Below are 17,283 nucleotides of genomic sequence, written 5' to 3'. Positions count from 1 at the left end.
CTTTCCACTTATCGGAACGGTGGTCTATATTCTGGAACTATGTCCGAGCCTACGGCGAAAGGCCAGTCAGGGGAACCATCCCTGGTCGGCTCCGATCGCGTGCTCGCCGTGCTGACCGAGCTCGCCCGGCACCCGGCCGGCGTCGGGCTCGACCAGCTCGCCCGCGCTCTCGACTCCTCCAAACCCACCGTGCACCGCGCCCTCGGGTCGCTGCGTCGCGCCGGGTTCGCGGCCCAGAACGGACGCGGGAACTACCAGCTGGGCGACGAGTTCATCCGCCTGGCCTTCGCCAATCACGAGGCACGGCCGGATCATCTGCGGGTCCAACCGACCCTGGAGGAGTTGGCCGAGCGCTACGGCGAGACCGCGCACTATGCCGTGCTGGACGGGCGATCGGTGGTCTATCGCTCCAAGGTGGAGCCGAACGCGGGCGCGGTGAAGCTGACCTCGATCATCGGCGGCCGAAACCCCGCCCACTGCACGGCGGTCGGCAAGCTGCTGCTCTCCTACCTGCTGGTCGACGAGTCAGCGGTGGCCCAGTGGGTCGCCGCCGCACCGCTGCCGGCCAGCACCCCACGGGCCAAGGTCACCACCGCCGAACTGCAGGCCGACTTCGAGTTGATCCGCGCCCGCGGCTACAGCACCGACGATCAGGAGAACGAGCCCGGAGTGAACTGCCTGGCCGTGCCGCTCTTCCTCAGCTCGCCGACCGTACCGAGTGGAGCGATCAGCATCAGCGCCCTCACCTACCGGACCCCGCTGGCCAAGTTGGAGGGCGACCTCGAAGCGATCCTCGCCATCGTCGGGCGCCGGGGTGCGCGCGACCAGACAAGCGCCTGATGATCGATATCGCCTCGACCCCCGTCTCTTGCGAAGTCTTCGGCCTGGCTGAGGGGCCGTACTGGGACGCGGCGCGTCAGCGCGTGCTCTGGGTCGACATCAACGCCGGCACCGTGCACATCGGCCGCTTCGACCGCGGCGTTCTCACCGAAGAGCACCGGATCGCCGTCGACGAGACGGTCGGGGCGGTGGTCTCAGCCGCCGACGGCCGGCTACTGGTCGCCGGCCACCGCCGGCTGCACACGATCTCGACCGACGGGGCCGTCACCGCCTCGACCGAGATCATCCCGATGGGCAAGCAGAGTCGTCTCAACGACGGCGGCTGCGACCCGACCGGGCGCTTCCTGGTCGGCACGGTCGGCACGGTCGGCACGGTCGGCACGGTCGGCACGGTCGGCAGCGATGACCGTCCCCGGGACGAGTCGCTGGTCGTGGTCGAAGCCGACGGCACCCTGACCCACCTCGACGACGATCTCGCGCTGGCCAACGGCCTCGCCTTCACGCCCGACGACGGGTGGCTCTACAGCGCCGACAGTCTCACCGGGGTGGTCTGGAAGCGAGGATTCGACGCGGCCACCGGCGAGTTCGGCCCCCGGGCGCCCTTTCTACAGTTCGATGACGGTCTCCCCGACGGCCTGTGCCTGGACACCGAAGGGAACCTGTGGATCGCTATCTGGGGGGCCGGAGAGGTCCGCGGGTTCACCGCCGCCGGCGATCACATCGCCACCATCGCGGTCGACGCGCCCAACACCTCAAGCGTCGCCTTCGTCGGGGCGGAGCTCGACACCCTGCTCATCACCACCGCGTCCGACCAACTCAGCGAGGACAAGCTGAACCGCCACCCCGACTCCGGTCGGATCTTCAGCGCACGCCCCGGTGTCACCGGATTGCCGGTGCACGAGTGGTCCGGCCAGTAACGTCGAATCCTCACAACCCGCCCACGAGTCACGGAGAATCCCCCATGTATTTAATGCGAATCGGCCAGCCCGGCGCCGAGAAGCCGATCGTCCGGCTGAACGACGAGCAGTATGTCGACGTCTCCGACCTCGTTGGTGACTTCAACGAGGCGTTCTTCGCCGCCGGGATGGCCGATCTCCGCGCGGCCGTCGCGGCGCGCACGGCGGCCGGTCAGGTGACTCGTTTCGCCGGCGAGCGCATCGGCGCTCCGATTGCCCGACCGCACCAGATCCTCTGTATCGGCCTCAACTATCGCGATCACGCCCTGGAGACCGGGCAGGCAATTCCTGACGAGCCGATCCTCTTCACCAAGTCACCGAACACCCTGGTCGGCCCGAATGACGACGTCCGCATCCCGCGCGGCTCGACCAAGCCGGACTGGGAGATCGAACTGGGCATCGTCATCGGCAGACGGGCCGGCTACCTCGCCGACGAAGCCGAGGCGGCCGACGCGATCGCCGGTTACGTGCTGGTCAACGACGTGAGTGAGCGAGCCTTCCAGATCGAGCGGGGTGGCCAGTGGACGAAGGGGAAGTCCTGCGAGACGTTCAACCCGGCCGGGCCATGGCTGGCCACCCCGGATGAGATCGCCGACGTGCTCGACCTCGGGATGACCCTCGACATCAACGGGCAGCGCCGCCAGACCGGCACGACCGAGCAGATGATCTTCAGCCCGACCTTCATCGTCCACTATCTGAGCCAGTTCATGGTGTTGGAACCGGGCGACCTCATCAACACCGGCACCCCTCCGGGCGTGGGGCTCGGGATGAACCCACCGGTCTGGCTGCAGACCGGGGACGTGATGGAACTGAGCATGGACGCCCTCGGAACCCAGCGGCAGTCAGTCGTAGCCCCCCGATGAGAGCATTCAGATGAGAGACGTCGGATGAGAGACGGCGGATGAGAGCGTTCGTCGTCACCGGCCCGCGGGAGGGCGGCGTCGCGCAGGTCGACGACCCGGTCGCCGGGGCCGGTGAAGTGGTCGTCGATGTGCACCGGGTCGGTGTCTGTGGCACCGACGTCGAATTCTGGACCGGCGAGATGGCCTACCTGCAGCAGGGGCACGCGCAGTATCCGATGCGTCTGGGGCATGAGTGGTGTGGCGTGGTCAGCGCGGTCGGTGATGGCGTCGAGGAGTCCTGGCTCGGGCGACGCGTCACCGGCGACACGATGATCGGCTGCGGGCACTGCGCACGCTGCCAAGTTGGGCGGCACAACGTCTGTGCCGAGCGATTCGAGATCGGTATCCGGGGCGGCTTCCCCGGTGCGCTGGCCGAGCAGCTTGCGGTGCCGGCCCGTGCCCTGCTGGCCCTGCCGGAGAGCGTCGACGACGCGGCTGGGGCATTGGTCGAACCGGGCGGCAACGCGCTGCGTTCGGTGTGGGGCGCCGGACTCGGCCGAGGTGATCGACTCCTCGTGCTCGGCAACGGGACGATCGGCCTGCTGGTCGCCGCCTTCGCCCGGGCCGACGGCGCGGAGGTCCATCTCATGGGTCGGTCAGAGCAGGCCCAGCTGTTCAGCCGATCGCTCGGTTTTACCGGTGTATGGGGCCAGCACGAACTACCGGAAGCCCCTTGGGACGCTGTGGTCGACGCCTCCAACGCAACCGCGCTGCCGGCGCTCGCCCTAGAGCTGGTGGAGCCCGGAAAGCGGATCGTCTACGTCGGGCTCTCCGGCACACCGAGTCTCATCGACACGCGGACGCTGGCGTTGAAGGATGTCACCGCGGTCGGCATCCTGGCCGCTTCGCAGGGTCTGGCCCAGACCATCGAGCGTTACGCGAACGCGGATGTGGATCCACGACCGCTGATCGCCGCCACCGTCGGGCTGGAGCGGGTCGGCGACGTCCTCTCCGGATGGCGTCCGGACTCGGCCGGCGATGGCCCCAAGCTTCACATCGATCCCCGCTTGTAACCGGCAACTGAATCAGGCCGGCCCGACCCGCCGGCATGGGCAGTACCCACGAATGGAGTGCAGTTGAGATGAACGACTTCGACGGCCTGACCGCAATCGTCACCGGCGGCGCCAGCGGCATCGGCGCGGCCACCGCGGCACTGCTGCGTGACCGTGGCGCACGAGTGGCCTCGCTCGATCGCTCCTACCCGACGGCGGCATTCGACTCGACCGCAGCGATCTTCCAGGTGCCCTGCGACGTGGCCAACGCCGGATCGTCGGCCGCGGCGGTCGCCCTGGCCGCCGAACACCTCGGCCGGCTCGACGTCCTCATCAACAACGCCGGTATCGGGGCCACCGGGGACGTCGCCGCGAACGACGACGACGAGTGGCTGCGGGTACTGAACGTGAACGTCGTCGGCATCGCCCGGATCACCCGGACGGCACTGCCACTTCTCGTGCAGTCAGCCCACGCGTCGATCGTCAACACCGCTTCGGTGGTGGCCAACGTCGGGGTTGGGCAGCGGGCCCTCTACTCGGCCAGCAAGGGAGCGGTGCAGTCGCTGACGCTGGCCATGGCGGCCGACCATGTGAAGCAGGGAGTCCGGGTCAACGCGGTCGCCCCCGGCACAGCCGACACCCCGTGGGTCGGACGACTCCTGGAGCAGGCGCAGGATGCGGCCGCCGCCGCGGCGGCGCTACGCGCCCGCCAGCCGATGGGGCGTCTGGTCACCGCGGACGAGGTCGCCTTCGCCATCGCCTACCTGGCCAGCCCGTTGTCCGGCTCGACCACCGGCTCAATTCTCGCCGTCGACGGGGGCATGTCCGGCCTGCGCGTGAGCTGACTGCGCCCAGCCGATCGGGCCGCTCTATCGGCCCGGACCGCCACGATCCGCTGAGTGTCGGCGATCTCGAACCAGAGATCGACCTCCCCGCCCCGGAAACGGCTGCTGACCTGATATCCGGCGTCGGTGAAGACCCGGAGCATTCCGTGATTATCGGCCAGAACGGTGGCGGTGAAACGGGTGATTCCGCACTCCAGCGCCGCCGCCGCGAGATGGTCCAGCAGGACCGATCCGAGGCCGTGGCCCTGATAGGCGTCGGCGACAACGAACGCCACCTCCGCCTCGGCCGACCCCGCCGCGCCCTCATAGCGACCGACGGCGACGATCTCATCATCGACCAGCACGATGAGCGCGACCCGATAGTGGTAGTCGACGTTGGTGAATCTGAAGAGAGCCTGCTCGGAGAGATACGGCATCGCGTTGAAGTACCGCCGGTAACGGGTCCGCAGCGATAGCGTCGCGTGAAAACGGGTCAGCCGATCGGCATCGGCGGCGGTGATCGGGCGCAGGTGCACCCGGGCCCCGTCCGCGGTGAGCACATCGGCTTCCCAATGGGATGGATACGTCATCGTGGCCACCGCGCCCGCCGCCCTCAGCTCAATCCCGCGGATCGTGCGGATCGAGCCCGAGGAGCGGGAAGGTGGCCAGCCTGGTCGCGGCGATCGAGCGATCCAGTCGCGACTCGCCTCCCGGCTGCCACTCCCCGACCGGCTCCTCGCTCGGCGCCGGCGCTTCGCCGAGGTGCGCGGGGAGTTCGGAACTGACGCCGCGGCGGCGCAGGAAATCCTGCCACGCGGCCGGTATGGGAGTGGCCGGATCGATCGGCGCGCCAGCCGCCTCGGCGATCAGATTCGTCCAGGTCCGGGGCACGCAGCGAACCAGTCCGTAGCCCCCGCCACCGAGCGCGACCCAGCGACCCTCTGCTGACTGATGGGCCAGCGCGTGCAGGCGGGCGATGGCCTCACGCTGCCCGTCGACGGAGAGCTTGAGGTTGGCCAGCGGGTCCTCGTGATGAGTGTCGCAGCCGCACTGGGTCACCAGGACGTCCGGACCGAACGCGCGAACCGCAGCCGGGACGATCGCGTCGAAGGCCCGTAGCCATCCGCGGTCTGCGGTCCCCGGCGGCAGCGCGACGTTGATCGCCGTACCGTCCGCGGCCCCGGTTCCCGTTTCACCGGGAAAGCCCGTCCCGGGAAACAGCGTCCGCGGATCCTGGTGGAGGCTGATCGTCAGCACGCGCGGATCGTCGTAGAACGCGACCTGAACCCCGTCGCCGTGATGAACGTCGACGTCAACGTAGGCCACCCGCTGCGCGCCGGCGGCGAGCAGCGTTCGGATCGCCAGCACCACGTCGTTGAAGACGCAGAAGCCTGCGGCGTTGGAGCGCATCGCGTGGTGCAGGCCGCCGGCGATATTCACCGAATGCTGCACCCGGCCGCTCCACACCTCCAGCGCGGCGCGCCGCGAGCCGCCGGCGATCAGCGCCGACGCAGCGAACATCCCCGAAAATATCGGGTCATCGTCGGTGCCGAGACCATAGCCGCGATACTGCGGGTTATCGCTGGCATCACGGACGGCCTGAAGGTAAGCCGCGCTGTGCACGGTCAGCAGCTCACTGTCGGTCGCGGTCGTCGGCCCGATCATCTCGAGCTGGTCGAGCACCCCGAGTTCACGGGCCAGGGCGATCGTGAACTCCAGACGGACCGGGTTCAACGGATGGTCGCCGAAGTCGTAGTCGAGGTAACCGTCATCCCAGACGACGCTGGCCCGACATCCGCGCGGTCGGATCCGATCGCGCCGCTCGTTCGTCACTCTCCCCTCTGCCATGTCGAACTCCTCCTGCCCCTCTTCTTCCTGGGAATGTCCGAAGATTCGCCCCCATTATCAGCTGGCGGCCCTTCCATGGCACAGGGCCGAAAGGACCGTCGGCGGGAGCCTTTAGGGCTGTCTTCGGCACAGAGCTCCAGACATGCGGCCGATATCCAGAGCAGCTCCAGAGGTGATGTAGTCGAAGTTGAGAGGAAATTCAGAGGTAGAAAACCGGCGTGGAGCGCGAGCGGTCGGTCATGCTGGCTGCGTGACGCTCAAATCGCCCCCACTGCAGGGACTCCACGGGGCGGCCCTGCGGGCCCTGGTCGTAGAGGACGAACCCAACCTGGCCGATGTGCTGGTGCGAATGCTGACCTTCGACGGCTGGCAGGCCGAGAAGGCCGCCGACGGGACGACGGCCATCCGGCTGGCGCGGGAGTTCAGGCCCGACGTGGTTGTCCTCGACGTGACGCTGCCCGACATCAGTGGCCTCGACGTGCTGAAGCGACTCCGGGAGGAGAACCCGTCGGTGAGTGTGCTGTTTCTGACCGCCAAGGACTCGCTGGAGGACCGGATCGCCGGAATCACCGCCGGCGGCGACGACTACGTAACCAAGCCGTTCAGCTTTCAGGAGGTGTCGGCGCGGCTGCGCGGCCTGGTTCGCCGGGCCGGGCTGACCCGTGCCGACGGCATGGACGGCCTGCGCGTCGGCGACCTGACGATGGACGAGGAGGCCCGTGAGGTCCGCCGCCACGACACCCTCATCGATCTCACCGCCACCGAGTTCGAGCTGCTTCGGCTGTTGATGCGAAATCCCCGGGTAGTGCTCTCGAAGGCTCAGATCCTCGACCGGGTGTGGAGCTACGACTTCGGCGGAGGCGGTCACGTCGTTGAGCTTTACATCAGCTACCTGCGACGCAAGATCGATTCCGGCCGGGCCCCGATGATCCACACGGTCCGGGGCATCGGCTACGTCCTGAAACCCGCCAGCAATGACATCGCTGCCTCGGCGAGCGACGCCGGCCCGGCGACGTGAACATGATGACCCGATTGCGAGGCTGGTTTCGCGGACTCAGCCTGCGTCGCCAGCTGCTGCTGGTGGTGCTCGGCCTGCTGCTGGCGAGCTCGCTCGCACTCATCTTCGCCACGTCGATCGCGCTGCACACGTATCTGGTGGGGAAGCTCGATCAGCAGCTGGTGGCGGCCGGCAACCGTTACTCGGTGTCGCTCGAGCACTCAAACGATCATGACGCCGACAACGGCGGCTTCTCCTCGGTGGTCGGCCAGCCGGTCGGGACACTCGGCGCCCGCATTCTCAACGGCCAGGTCACGGCGGCCGGGATCATCGCCGACGACTCCAGCACCCAGTCGGTCTCGGCCCGCGACCAGGCGGTGATCGCCACCCTGCCCGTCGGCGGGGCGCGTGACGTCCACCTACCTGATCTAGGCGAGTACCGGGTCGTCGTCACCGCCGGGCAGGATGGCGACCTGCAGGTGGCCGGCCTTCCGAAGCACCCGGTCGAGGAGACGATCGCGCGGTTCATGCTGATCGAGGTCATCGTCTTTGCCGTCGCGCTGCTGCTGACCGGCATCGTCGCTGCGTTCTCCATCCGCCTCACCCTGCGACCGATGGAGCGCATCTCCCGCACCGCTCGACGGGTCACCGATCTGCCGCTGGGGCGGGGCGAGGTGCAGCTACCCGAGCCACTGGTGAACGAGGCGCCCGGCACCGAGATCGGACAGCTCACCGACGCCGTCAACCGGATGCTGCAGCACCTCCAAGGTGCCTTCGCCGAGCGGCAGGCCAGCGAAGACCTGCTGCGGCACTTCGTCGCCGACGCCAGTCACGAACTGCGCACCCCGGTCGCCGTCATCGGCAGCCACGCCGAGTACATCGAGATGACGGAGTCCACGCTCTCCGATAGCGCCGCGGAGGCGCTGAGCAGAATCCGCGCCGAGTCGGCCCGGATGGGCGATCTGGTGCAGGATCTGCTGCTGCTGGCTCGCCTCGACTCCGGTCGGCCGCTACGCCACGCGTCCGTCGACCTCACCCGCATCCTGCTCGATGCGGTGATCGACGGTCGAGCACTGAGCCCCGACCACGAGTGGAATCTGGACCTCCCGGAGGAGGAGACGGTCGTCACCGGCGACGAATCCTCGCTACGTCAACTGGTGGTCAACCTGATCGCCAACGCCGTGGAGCACACGCCGGCCGGAACCAGGATCACGGTGCGGCTGACCCAGGAGGACGGGTGCGCAATCGCCACCGTCTGCGACGACGGGCCGGGCATCGCGCCGGAGTTCCTGCCCCACATCTTCGAGCGTTTCGCCCGGGGCGACACCTCACGCGCGCACCGGGGCGGCGAGGGCGGGTTGGGCCTGGCGATCGTCGCGGCGATTGCCCGCGCCCATGACGCCACGGTGACCGTGACGAGCCGGCCGGGGGCGACGCTCTTCGCCCTCACGATCGCCTTGCGGGGGGCCGTCATCCCATACGGATGATGCCGAGTGCCACCGCCGACCGGGAGTATCCGAGCTAGCAGCCGGCAAGCCGTGCCCCGCACCCGCGTGGGCGACCAGTGCGGAGATCCCGCCGGCCTGACTCAGAGGCGGTCGCACCCTTGCTGGATTTGAGATGACCGGGCAGCCGAACGCGAGTCCGGCGCGCCGGATTCTGTTACCCCTGGCGCTGGCTCAATTCATCTGCAGCTTCGCCGGCTCGAACATGAACGTGATGATCAACGACATGAGCCGGGATCTGGACACCACGGTGCAGGGCATCCAGACGGCGATCACGCTCTTCCTGCTGGTGATGGCCGCACTGATGATCCCGGGCGGCAAGCTCACCGACCGTTACGGGCGTACCCGCTGCTTCACGGTAGGTCTGGTGGTTTACGGGGTCGGTGCGGTGCTCAGTGCACTCGCACCCGGTCTCGGCGTGCTCATCCTGGGCAACTCGATCTTGGAGGGGATCGGCACCGCGCTGCTGATCCCTCCGGTCTACATCCTGACGACGCTCTTCTTCACTGAAGTCACCTCCAGGGCGCGCGCCTTCGGCGTGATCAGTGCGCTCGGTGGCGTCGGCGCCGCCGCCGGCCCGCTCATCGGTGGTCTCATCACTTCGGCGATCAGCTGGCGGGGCGCCTTCATCTTCCAGGCCCTCGTCATCGTCGCAATCATCGTGCTCAGCCGTGGGATCGAAGACCCGGTGCCAGCCGATCCGACACGTCCGTTCGACGTGACTGGCGCGGTCCTGTCCGGGCTCGGTCTGGTGCTGTTCGTCATGGGGATTCTGGCCGCCGACAACAACGGACTGTTGATGCTGGGGCTGATGGTGGCCGGCGCCGCGGTGCTGGCCTCGTTCTTCTGGTGGATCCGCAGCAAGGAGCGGGCCGGCCAGGAGCCGCTGCTGTCTACCGCACTCTTCGCCAACCGCACCTCCAATCTCGCGCTCGTCACCCAGAACGCGCAGTGGCTCATCCTGCTCGGCACGTCCTTCACCGTCGCCACCTACCTGCAGGTGGTACGCGGCTACGACGCCATCCAGACCGGCGTCATCTTCACCGCCGCGACGTTGGGTCTTCTCGCGTCCTCGCTCGGCGCTGAATGGTTTGCCAAGCGGCTGGCCCAACGGACGCTCATCCTGCTCGGCTTCGTGGTGACGATCGCCGGAATCGCGGTCCTCATCGTGATGGTGAGCGGCTCGACCGGTCCATGGGGGTTCGCCCCGGGGTTGCTGCTGATCGGATTCGGTCTGGGCGCGATGCTCACCCCATCCGTGAACGTGGTGCAGGGGAGCTTTGCCGAGGATCTCCAGGGTGAGATCTCCGGACTCTCGCGCTGCATCTCCAATCTCGGGTCCTCGTTCGGCACCGCGATAGCCGGCACCATCCTGGTCTCCGACCTCAGCCACGGCGGCTATGCGGCGGCGATGGTCGCGCTGGCCGCCGCCGGAGTCATCGGACTGGCCGCCGCCACAATGCTGCCCAAAGTCGCGCTAGCAAAGGCGGCGGCACCGGCCTGAGGACACGCTCGAAGGAGCATACTTGCCAACCTGAGATCACAGACGAAGAAGCGTCCGGGCCCGCGCGTAAAGGGCATGAAATAGCCAAGGACTTCTGCCTGTACTGGTACCGGCAGAAGTCCTTGGCGAAGCAGAGATCACAGCGCTGAGCGACGGAGAATTGCGCACCGATAGGGATGCGCAGCTGGAGTTGGACTACAGCAGTGCCTCATCACTCTTGCCATATACGACGAGGCCATAAATCACCAGGACACCGATGCCGATATAGGTCAGCGACCAGACCGGGTAGTACGGCATCCACCAAACCGCAGTGATGGCAAGCACGGCTCCAGCCACGATGCCGATCCAACGACCGATCTGCGATCCCACTACGACACCGATAGATGCCACAATCATCAGGAAGGCGATGAGGAGGTAGATCCATCCGTAGGTCGTCAAACTGTGACCGAAGAGGGCATCCTCCAGACTCGTCGTCTGGTCATTGTGTGCGGCGAACGCCCATATCGCGTCGAAGAATCGCATGATGCCGCCAATTCCCAACATGATGCAGGCAAAGACTCGCCAGCCGGAGCCCTTTTCGTTCATGAATTTCCCCTTTTCACACGCCCGAAACCGATATGCATAAACCGCAGGAAGGTCTGGCCTTGGCCGGACCGGACTCCCGCGTATGACACGCATAGCTCACGCTACGCGCTTGGCCGATATCTCACCATAGAATCGCCGGAATTTGATTGCGTTGTCGTTTCCGCCAATCAGCTGAGCCCGACGCGACGATCACAGTCGCGATATTTCGGTCCGCGGTTTAGCCTGCAGTTATGGCAGCGACGTGACTCCAACGACGACTCCACGCGGCACTCAACAGAACTGGATGATCTCGGATGACTGACTACCCCCCAATCGCCGGTCACGGCCTGATCGGCGATCTGCAGACGGCGGCTCTGGTCGCCCGCGATGGCACCATCGACTGGTTCTGCGGCCCCCGCTTCGACTCACCCAGTCTCTTCGGGGCGCTGTTGGATTCCGAACGCGGTGGCCACCTGCGCACCCGGCCGGTCGGTGGCGCGTTCGACACCAAGCAGCTGTACCTGCCCGAGACGGCCGTGCTGATCACCCGTTTCCTGACTGATGCCGGCGTTGGCGAACTGGTCGACTTCATGCTCATCACGGGCGAGGAGGCCAACGAGCAGCGCCGTATCGTGCGGATGCTCAGGTGCGTGCGGGGCACGATGACGTTCGAGATCGAGATAGCCCCCCGCTTCGACTACGGGCGGCAGAGCCACATCGTCACCACCAATGACGACGGCGCAGTCTTTCGGGCCGGGGCCAACAGCATCACGCTCAGCGCGGTGCGCGAACCAGGCGACGCCCGGGTGCAGCCGCAGCCGACCGTTGACGCCTCCGACCTCGCGTTCTCGCTGACGCTGCGGGCCGGCGAGGTCCGGGGGTTGCTGCTGGAGACGAACACGTCGACTCCCCCGCGGGCAATCTCGACGGCCGAGATCGAGGAGTATTTCCACGACACGGTCCAGTTCTGGCGCGACTGGTCCGGACAGTCGACCTACCGGGGCCGGTGGCGCGAGCAGATGCTCCGTTCCGCCATCACGCTGAAGTTGATGACCTACGCCCCGACTGGGGGGCTGGTCGCCGCGCCAACGGCGGCGCTACCCGAGCAGATCGGCGGCGAGCGCAACTGGGATTACCGCTACACGTGGGTTCGCGACGCGTCATTCTCCGTCCAGGCCCTGCTCGGCATGGGCTTCATCGACGAGGCGGCCCGCTTCGGGCTCTGGCTGCGCCGGCGGGTCGAGGAGCGGGCCGGCACCGGCGACGGGCCACTGGACATCATGTACCGCGTCGACGGCTCGTCGGACCTGAGCGAGGAGACGCTTGAACACTGGGAGGGCTACCGCGGCTCGGCCCCGGTCCGGATCGGCAACGGCGCGGCCAGTCAGCTACAGCTGGACATCTACGGTGAGGCGCTGGACAGCGTCTATCAGCTGGACCGGGCCGGACTGCAGATCGGGCACCTCGGCTGGGTCGCGATCTGCAATCTGGTCGATTGGCTGGCCGACAACTGGGACCAGCCCGAGGAGGGTATCTGGGAGACCCGCGGCGGCCGGAAGCGATTCACCTACGGTCGGTTGATGGCCTGGGTCGCCTTCGACCGGGCGATCCGGCTCGCCGCCGACCACGGCCGACCGGCATCGACCGAGCGCTGGGTCACTGCCCGCGACGCCATCTACGAACAGATCATGACGCATGGCTGGGACCCGCAACGTCAAGCGTTCGTGCAGCAATACGGCGAGCCGGTGCTCGATGCGTCGCTACTTCGGATGGCCCGCGTCGGCTTCATCGCGCCGCAGGACCCGATGTGGCTGTCGACGCTGCGCGCGATCGACGAGGAACTGGTCTCCGACAGCCTCGTCTACCGCTACGACCCGGAGGCCTCACCGGACGGGCTCCGCGGCTCTGAGGGCACCTTCTCGCTCTGCAGCTTTGCCTACGTCGAGGCCCTGGCCCGCTCCGGCCGTCTGGATGACGCCCGGCTCACCTTCGAGAAGATGCTCACCTACGCCAACCCCCTCGGCCTCTTCTCCGAGGAGATCGCGCCGACCGGCGAGCAGATCGGCAACTTCCCGCAGGCCTTCACCCATCTCGCGCTCATCGATGCCGGCCTGACGCTGGACGCCCAACTCGACCGGGCCGCCGGTCGCCCCCGTTCATCCGGCGCCGGCACCGCCCGTGCGTCGTTCTTCCTCAGCCAGTAAGTGCGACCGCCAGTAAGTGCGACGGATCAACGACCTGAACGGTCGATCCCCAGGCCGAGCGTCCGGCGGCCGCCGCGGTCAGCAGGCGAGCCGCCGCCAGGCCGACGCGGGTTACGGCGGTGAGGTCGATGGTGATCGAGGAGGCGTCGGCCGGGTCGCCACCGGCCGCCTCCCGGACGTCATGCACCAGCTGCTCGACCGCGATGAAGTCGATCTCCCCGCGGAGCGAGACGGTCATACCGCCGGACGCGGTGACGGCCAGTTCCTGGATCGGCGAGGCCGGCGCGTGGTGATGCTCCAGCAGATTCAGTTCGAACTCCTGCGAGAGCAGGGTCAGCGCTCGTGTCCCGCGCGCGCTGTTGCCCGCCTCATCCAACCGCGGGCTGAAGACGCCGACGCCGAACTGTCCAGGTTTCACGGCGACGATGCCGCCACCGACCCCGGACTTGGCCGGCATCCCCACCCGGAACGCCCACTCGCCGGCCCGGTCGTACATCCCGCAACTGGTCATCAGGGAGAGGGTCTGGCGGGCCACCTCGGAGGTGACCACCTCGACGTTCGTCACTGGATTGACACCGGCATTGGCGAGGGTTGCTCCCATCATGGCCAGGTCGGCCGCCGTCACCAGCAGCGCACACTGTTGGAAGTAGACCTCGGTGGCATCGGCCACCCCACGCGGCAGCGCACCGGCGGCCAGCGTGAGGTGTCCCAGGGCGCGATTGCGGTGGCCGGTTTCGGACTCCGACGCGTAGACCCGTTCGTCTAGCTGCAGTTCGCGTCCGGCGAAGGCGGAGAGGACGGACCGGATCCGCTCGAAGCGAGCCTGTGGCGTCGGGGCGTCGATGAGGGCAGAGGTGACGATGGCGCCGGCATTGATCAACGGATTCGCCGGGCGGCCGGCAGGGTCGAGACTGATCGCGTTGAACGGCTCGCCGCTGGGCTCGAACCCCACGTGGCTGTGGACCTCCTCGACTCCGAGATCGGCGAGGGCGAGGGCGTACACAAACGGTTTTGAGATCGACTGGATCGTGAACTCGGCCTCGGAGGAACCCGCACTGTATTGATGCCCGAGGACGCTGGTGGCCGAGATCGCGAGCAGTTCTGGATCGATCAGCGCAAGTTCGGGAATGTAGTCGGCGACCGCACCCGACTGCACCTCCGCCGCTCGCCGCAGTACCTCCTCCAGCGCGTCGGTCACCGGATTTCCAGCACCACCGGCCGGGTCAATCGGCACGTCGGACCTCCCATTGTCTACGGTCATTGGACACCGCGAGGCGACGGACGTCTCTCAGCGCCGCCGCAGTGTTTGCCGAGAGTTCATCCTGGCGTCTACCGCAGACATTTACCGCAGCCGGTTACCATCTGCTCGGGGCCCGAACTCTACTGCCTGTCGACCCCTTAAAACCCAACACTGGGAGCTGCTGTGACGTACTGCTTGGCCCTGCGACTCGACGACGGTCTGGTGTTCCTCGCCGATACCCGCACGAATGCCGGCGTGGACAATATCGGAAGCTACCGAAAGCTCCATGTCATCGACGCCGGCCCTGATCGCGCCTTTGCCCTCGAATCGGCGGGAAATCTCGCGACGACCCAGCAGGTGCTGGACTACATCCACCGCGACCTCAACGGCGGCGCCGAGAGTCTGGCCACCGTCTCACACATGTTCGAAGCGGCGCTCTACGTGGGGCGACTCAGCCAGCAGGTCCTGCGCGAGCACCAGGGAGCCTTCTCCTCCGGCATCGATGCAACCGCCACCTTCATCCTGGGCGGTCAGATCGCCGGAGGAGAGCCCGACATCCTGCTCGTATATCCGGAGGGCAACTACACGAGCGCCTCCGACGAGCGTCCCTTCCTTCAGATCGGCGAACTCAAGTATGGAAAGTTCATGCTTGAGCTTGCGGTTCGTTCGCACGTGGACCTCGACACGGCGTCGAAGATCGCCATCGGATCGATGATCAGCACCGCCACGGCGAACCTCTCCGTCGGGCCGCCCTACGATCTGGGCATCTACCGGCCGGGCTCGTTTCACATCGACGAGCTTCGGATCCCGGAGGATTCACCGCTGATCGCGGACCTGCGCAGCGTCTGGCAGAAGCACATCCAGGGTTTGGTGGCCGATCTGCCCGGTATCGCCGCGGAGGCGCGCTAGCGGTCAGCCGGCCAGCGCTGGCGCGGGTTCGACCGCCGCCGTGAAGATCTTCTCGGTGGGCGGGGTGCGACGGCTGTGGACCAGTCCCAGCACTCCGAGAATCAGCATCACGGCAGCGGCCAGGAAGGCGGCGATGGCCGCTATACCGGCGATCACGCCCATCGTCGCGAACGCATAGGCATTGAGCAGCAGACCCCGAAGCGTCTCTCCGCGAAACATCGTGTCCACCGTGGCCGCCAGCTTGGCATCCGTCGGGTTGGCCTGCGCCTCAGCACTCAGCTGCGAGTAGGTCTTCCCGCCGCCGATCGCCTTGAGGTGATTGGCGATGAAGTGGTCGGCGTAGACCTGAGCCTGGGCCCCGGTAGTGAGTTGCCGGCCGGCGTACTGTTTCATCGCTGCGAACTCGGGGTCCGCGATCGCCGGGCTGCCGGCGGCCGGGAAGTAGATCTGCTGCTGGGAGAGCTGGGTCCGCACCTGGTCGGCGACGAAGAAATGGGCCCAGGTCAGCAGGCATCCGGCCACGATCAGCACGGCGGTCAGCGCTAGCCCGATCCAGCTGACGATCTTGTCCAGTGCTTTTCGCTGCATTGCCATCTCCTGCGGTTCGCGGGGGTCGGTCGATAGACCGGTGTGCACCCAATGGTCGTCAGCGGATCGGGCCGGCGGATGGGTCGAAGGTCCCGCTACCACCCGGATATGTCCCGACGTCGGTGGGCACCGACGACACCGCTCAGCGAACCGTCACTGCTTGCCGCATCCCGTCGGCATAGCGGTTGGGCAGGTTGCAGATCAATTCGTAGCGGCCGGGCGGCAGCGTCACGGTGACCCAGGAGACGGTGCCGGAGCCGATCCCCGTCCCGGCGCCCTCGGCACACTGGGTGGCGCCGAGATCGGCGAGGCGGCCAGCGTCATGTGCGTTTCCCGGGTCGCCGTACCGCCCATCACCCGCGTCATCGCCATATCCGCAAGCATCACCTGCATGACCGCTCCGGGTAGCGACGTCGGTGCCGTGCACGTCAGTCGCGAATAGGCATAGCCAGTGGTCCCCATCATCGGTGCACGGCTCATCGGCACTGGCGACGAGCAGCCGGCAGTGATCAGGGCGAGCAGAGCCACCCACCTGAGGGGACGCAGCGGGGTCGAGATTCCAGTCATGCCTCACTGCACCAGTCGACACCGCACGCGTTCAGGGGTCACGTCTCTTCCCGGTGAGATCAGAGTGCCTCGCTGAAGGTCGTCCAGGAACGCTCGACGAGCAGAGGCACCAGATCACGCTCGCTGTTGCTACGAAAACGCTGCGTCTGCCGGTGCGCTATGTCCGTGATCGATTGACCACCTCGACTTGGTCGCTTCGGCGTCAACGCTCAGAACGTCCCCGTAGCTGCTCGATGCCCAGGTCAAGGGCCGCCTCGAGATGGGTGAGCTCACCAGTGGACAGCATGATCGAGACGCCGCCCTGAATCCCCGCGATCAGCGCCCGGGCGGCCTGCGGTCCATCCAGCGTTGCCGCCACCTCGCCGTCTTCCTGCAAGGCGAGGATGCCGGCCAGGATCTCGGCCTCCCACTGCCGGATGAGTTGGGTCGTGACCCTTCGAGCCGCCGGGGTGGAGCGGCCTAACTCGGTCATGAGAACGGAGAGCGGACAACTGGTGCCCTGGGCACGATAGCGAGCGACCACCGCGTCGCGCCAGGCATACCAGCTCGCCCAACTCGTCAACCTGGCCAGATGAGGCCGCTGGTCGTCCAGTACCCGGGCTGCCTCGTGGTCCGCGACCGCCAACAGTAACTGCTCCCGGCCGCCCGGAAAGTAGTGAAACAGCTGACTTTTGCTGGTGTTCGTACGGGCTCGGATATCATCCAGGGTGGTAGCGTCCAGCCCCCGTTCGCGAATCTCAGCTGCGGCTCCGGCCACAATTCGCGCTCTGGTGGCGACGCCCTTGGGCGTCAGCGTCGTCGTCATCGCACCTCCATTTTCTGGACTTGCTGGTCCAATCCTAG

The 17,283-nt window shown here is 67.1% G+C and carries 17 protein-coding genes; 11 read left to right on the top strand and 6 right to left on the bottom strand.

The window, feature by feature from the left end; genetic code table 11:
- Positions 1-39 precede the first annotated feature (39 nt).
- The 5 genes from CPH63_RS08260 to CPH63_RS08240 all read left to right on the top strand — a co-directional run bounded on the left by CPH63_RS08260 (position 40) and on the right by CPH63_RS08240 (position 4,535).
- Positions 40-840 (top strand): IclR family transcriptional regulator, encoded by an 801-nt coding sequence (locus tag CPH63_RS08260; protein WP_096302460.1) that lies wholly within the window; start codon positions 40-42, stop codon positions 838-840.
- On the top strand, positions 840-1,757 hold the full coding sequence (locus CPH63_RS08255; RefSeq protein WP_096302459.1) for an SMP-30/gluconolactonase/LRE family protein: 918 nt from the start codon (positions 840-842) through the stop codon (positions 1,755-1,757). Before CPH63_RS08260 ends, CPH63_RS08255 begins: the two co-directional genes overlap by 1 nt.
- A 44-nt stretch (positions 1,758-1,801) precedes the next feature.
- A complete protein-coding gene (locus CPH63_RS08250) occupies positions 1,802-2,659 on the top strand; it encodes a fumarylacetoacetate hydrolase family protein (protein WP_096302458.1) in 858 nt (285 codons plus the stop codon).
- Between the two features lie 38 nt (positions 2,660-2,697).
- Complete coding sequence (locus CPH63_RS08245) at positions 2,698-3,711, top strand: zinc-binding dehydrogenase (RefSeq protein ID WP_096302457.1); 1,014 nt, start codon at positions 2,698-2,700, stop codon at positions 3,709-3,711.
- Between the two features lie 68 nt (positions 3,712-3,779).
- Positions 3,780-4,535 (top strand): SDR family NAD(P)-dependent oxidoreductase, encoded by a 756-nt coding sequence (locus CPH63_RS08240; protein WP_096305024.1) that lies wholly within the window; start codon positions 3,780-3,782, stop codon positions 4,533-4,535.
- Here CPH63_RS08240 and CPH63_RS08235 read toward each other — a convergent pair.
- Positions 4,451-5,104 carry a GNAT family N-acetyltransferase gene (locus CPH63_RS08235; protein WP_096305023.1) on the bottom strand — a complete coding sequence of 218 codons (654 nt, stop codon included), beginning with the start codon at positions 5,102-5,104 and terminating at the stop codon, positions 4,451-4,453. The genes CPH63_RS08240 and CPH63_RS08235 overlap by 85 nt on opposite strands.
- A 28-nt stretch (positions 5,105-5,132) precedes the next feature.
- On the bottom strand, positions 5,133-6,362 hold the full coding sequence (locus tag CPH63_RS08230; RefSeq protein WP_096302456.1) for an acetoin utilization protein AcuC: 1,230 nt from the start codon (positions 6,360-6,362) through the stop codon (positions 5,133-5,135).
- 250 nt (positions 6,363-6,612) lie between these two features.
- Between CPH63_RS08230 and CPH63_RS08225 the strand changes: the two genes are divergently transcribed.
- From CPH63_RS08225 to CPH63_RS08215, 3 genes are all read left to right on the top strand, one after another.
- Complete coding sequence (locus tag CPH63_RS08225) at positions 6,613-7,380, top strand: response regulator transcription factor (RefSeq protein ID WP_096302455.1); 768 nt, start codon at positions 6,613-6,615, stop codon at positions 7,378-7,380.
- A gap of 14 nt (positions 7,381-7,394) precedes the next feature.
- Complete coding sequence (locus CPH63_RS08220; RefSeq protein WP_197704633.1) at positions 7,395-8,846, top strand: cell wall metabolism sensor histidine kinase WalK; 1,452 nt, start codon at positions 7,395-7,397, stop codon at positions 8,844-8,846.
- A 133-nt stretch (positions 8,847-8,979) separates the two neighbouring features.
- On the top strand, positions 8,980-10,368 hold the full coding sequence (locus tag CPH63_RS08215) for an MFS transporter (protein ID WP_096302453.1): 1,389 nt from the start codon (positions 8,980-8,982) through the stop codon (positions 10,366-10,368).
- Between the two features lie 195 nt (positions 10,369-10,563).
- On the opposite strand, the gene CPH63_RS08210 is transcribed toward CPH63_RS08215, so the two are convergent.
- The gene (locus tag CPH63_RS08210; protein WP_096302452.1) at positions 10,564-10,953 is read right to left on the bottom strand and encodes a hypothetical protein; all 390 of its coding nucleotides are present in this window, start codon (positions 10,951-10,953) and stop codon (positions 10,564-10,566) included.
- A gap of 293 nt (positions 10,954-11,246) precedes the next feature.
- Between CPH63_RS08210 and CPH63_RS08205 the strand changes: the two genes are divergently transcribed.
- On the top strand, positions 11,247-13,136 hold the full coding sequence (locus tag CPH63_RS08205) for a glycoside hydrolase family 15 protein (protein WP_096302451.1): 1,890 nt from the start codon (positions 11,247-11,249) through the stop codon (positions 13,134-13,136).
- Here CPH63_RS08205 and glsA read toward each other — a convergent pair.
- Positions 13,126-14,370 carry a glutaminase A gene (gene glsA / locus CPH63_RS08200; protein ID WP_197704632.1) on the bottom strand — a complete coding sequence of 415 codons (1,245 nt, stop codon included), beginning with the start codon at positions 14,368-14,370 and terminating at the stop codon, positions 13,126-13,128. The two genes, CPH63_RS08205 and glsA, sit on opposite strands and share 11 nt — an antisense overlap.
- Before the next feature lie 189 nt (positions 14,371-14,559).
- On the opposite strand from glsA, the gene CPH63_RS08195 reads away from it, so the two are divergent.
- Entirely contained in the window at positions 14,560-15,285 is a 726-nt protein-coding gene (locus CPH63_RS08195) for a hypothetical protein (protein WP_096302449.1), read from the top strand.
- Positions 15,286-15,288: 3 nt separating this feature from the next.
- On the opposite strand, the gene CPH63_RS08190 is transcribed toward CPH63_RS08195, so the two are convergent.
- A complete protein-coding gene (locus CPH63_RS08190; RefSeq protein ID WP_096305022.1) occupies positions 15,289-15,873 on the bottom strand; it encodes a hypothetical protein in 585 nt (194 codons plus the stop codon).
- 160 nt (positions 15,874-16,033) lie between these two features.
- Between CPH63_RS08190 and CPH63_RS22170 the strand changes: the two genes are divergently transcribed.
- Positions 16,034-16,315, top strand: coding sequence for a hypothetical protein (locus CPH63_RS22170; protein WP_157749382.1), 282 nt, complete (start codon positions 16,034-16,036; stop codon positions 16,313-16,315).
- A 327-nt stretch (positions 16,316-16,642) separates the two neighbouring features.
- Here CPH63_RS22170 and CPH63_RS08180 read toward each other — a convergent pair whose 3' ends face one another.
- Positions 16,643-17,245 carry a TetR/AcrR family transcriptional regulator gene (locus tag CPH63_RS08180; RefSeq protein WP_096302447.1) on the bottom strand — a complete coding sequence of 201 codons (603 nt, stop codon included), beginning with the start codon at positions 17,243-17,245 and terminating at the stop codon, positions 16,643-16,645.
- Positions 17,246-17,283: the final 38 nt, after the last annotated feature.

It is taken from the genome of Jatrophihabitans sp. GAS493, from assembly GCF_900230215.1.
Taxonomy (GTDB): Bacteria; Actinomycetota; Actinomycetes; order Mycobacteriales; family Jatrophihabitantaceae; genus MT45.
This window is presented reverse-complemented; position numbering and strand designations above follow the sequence as displayed.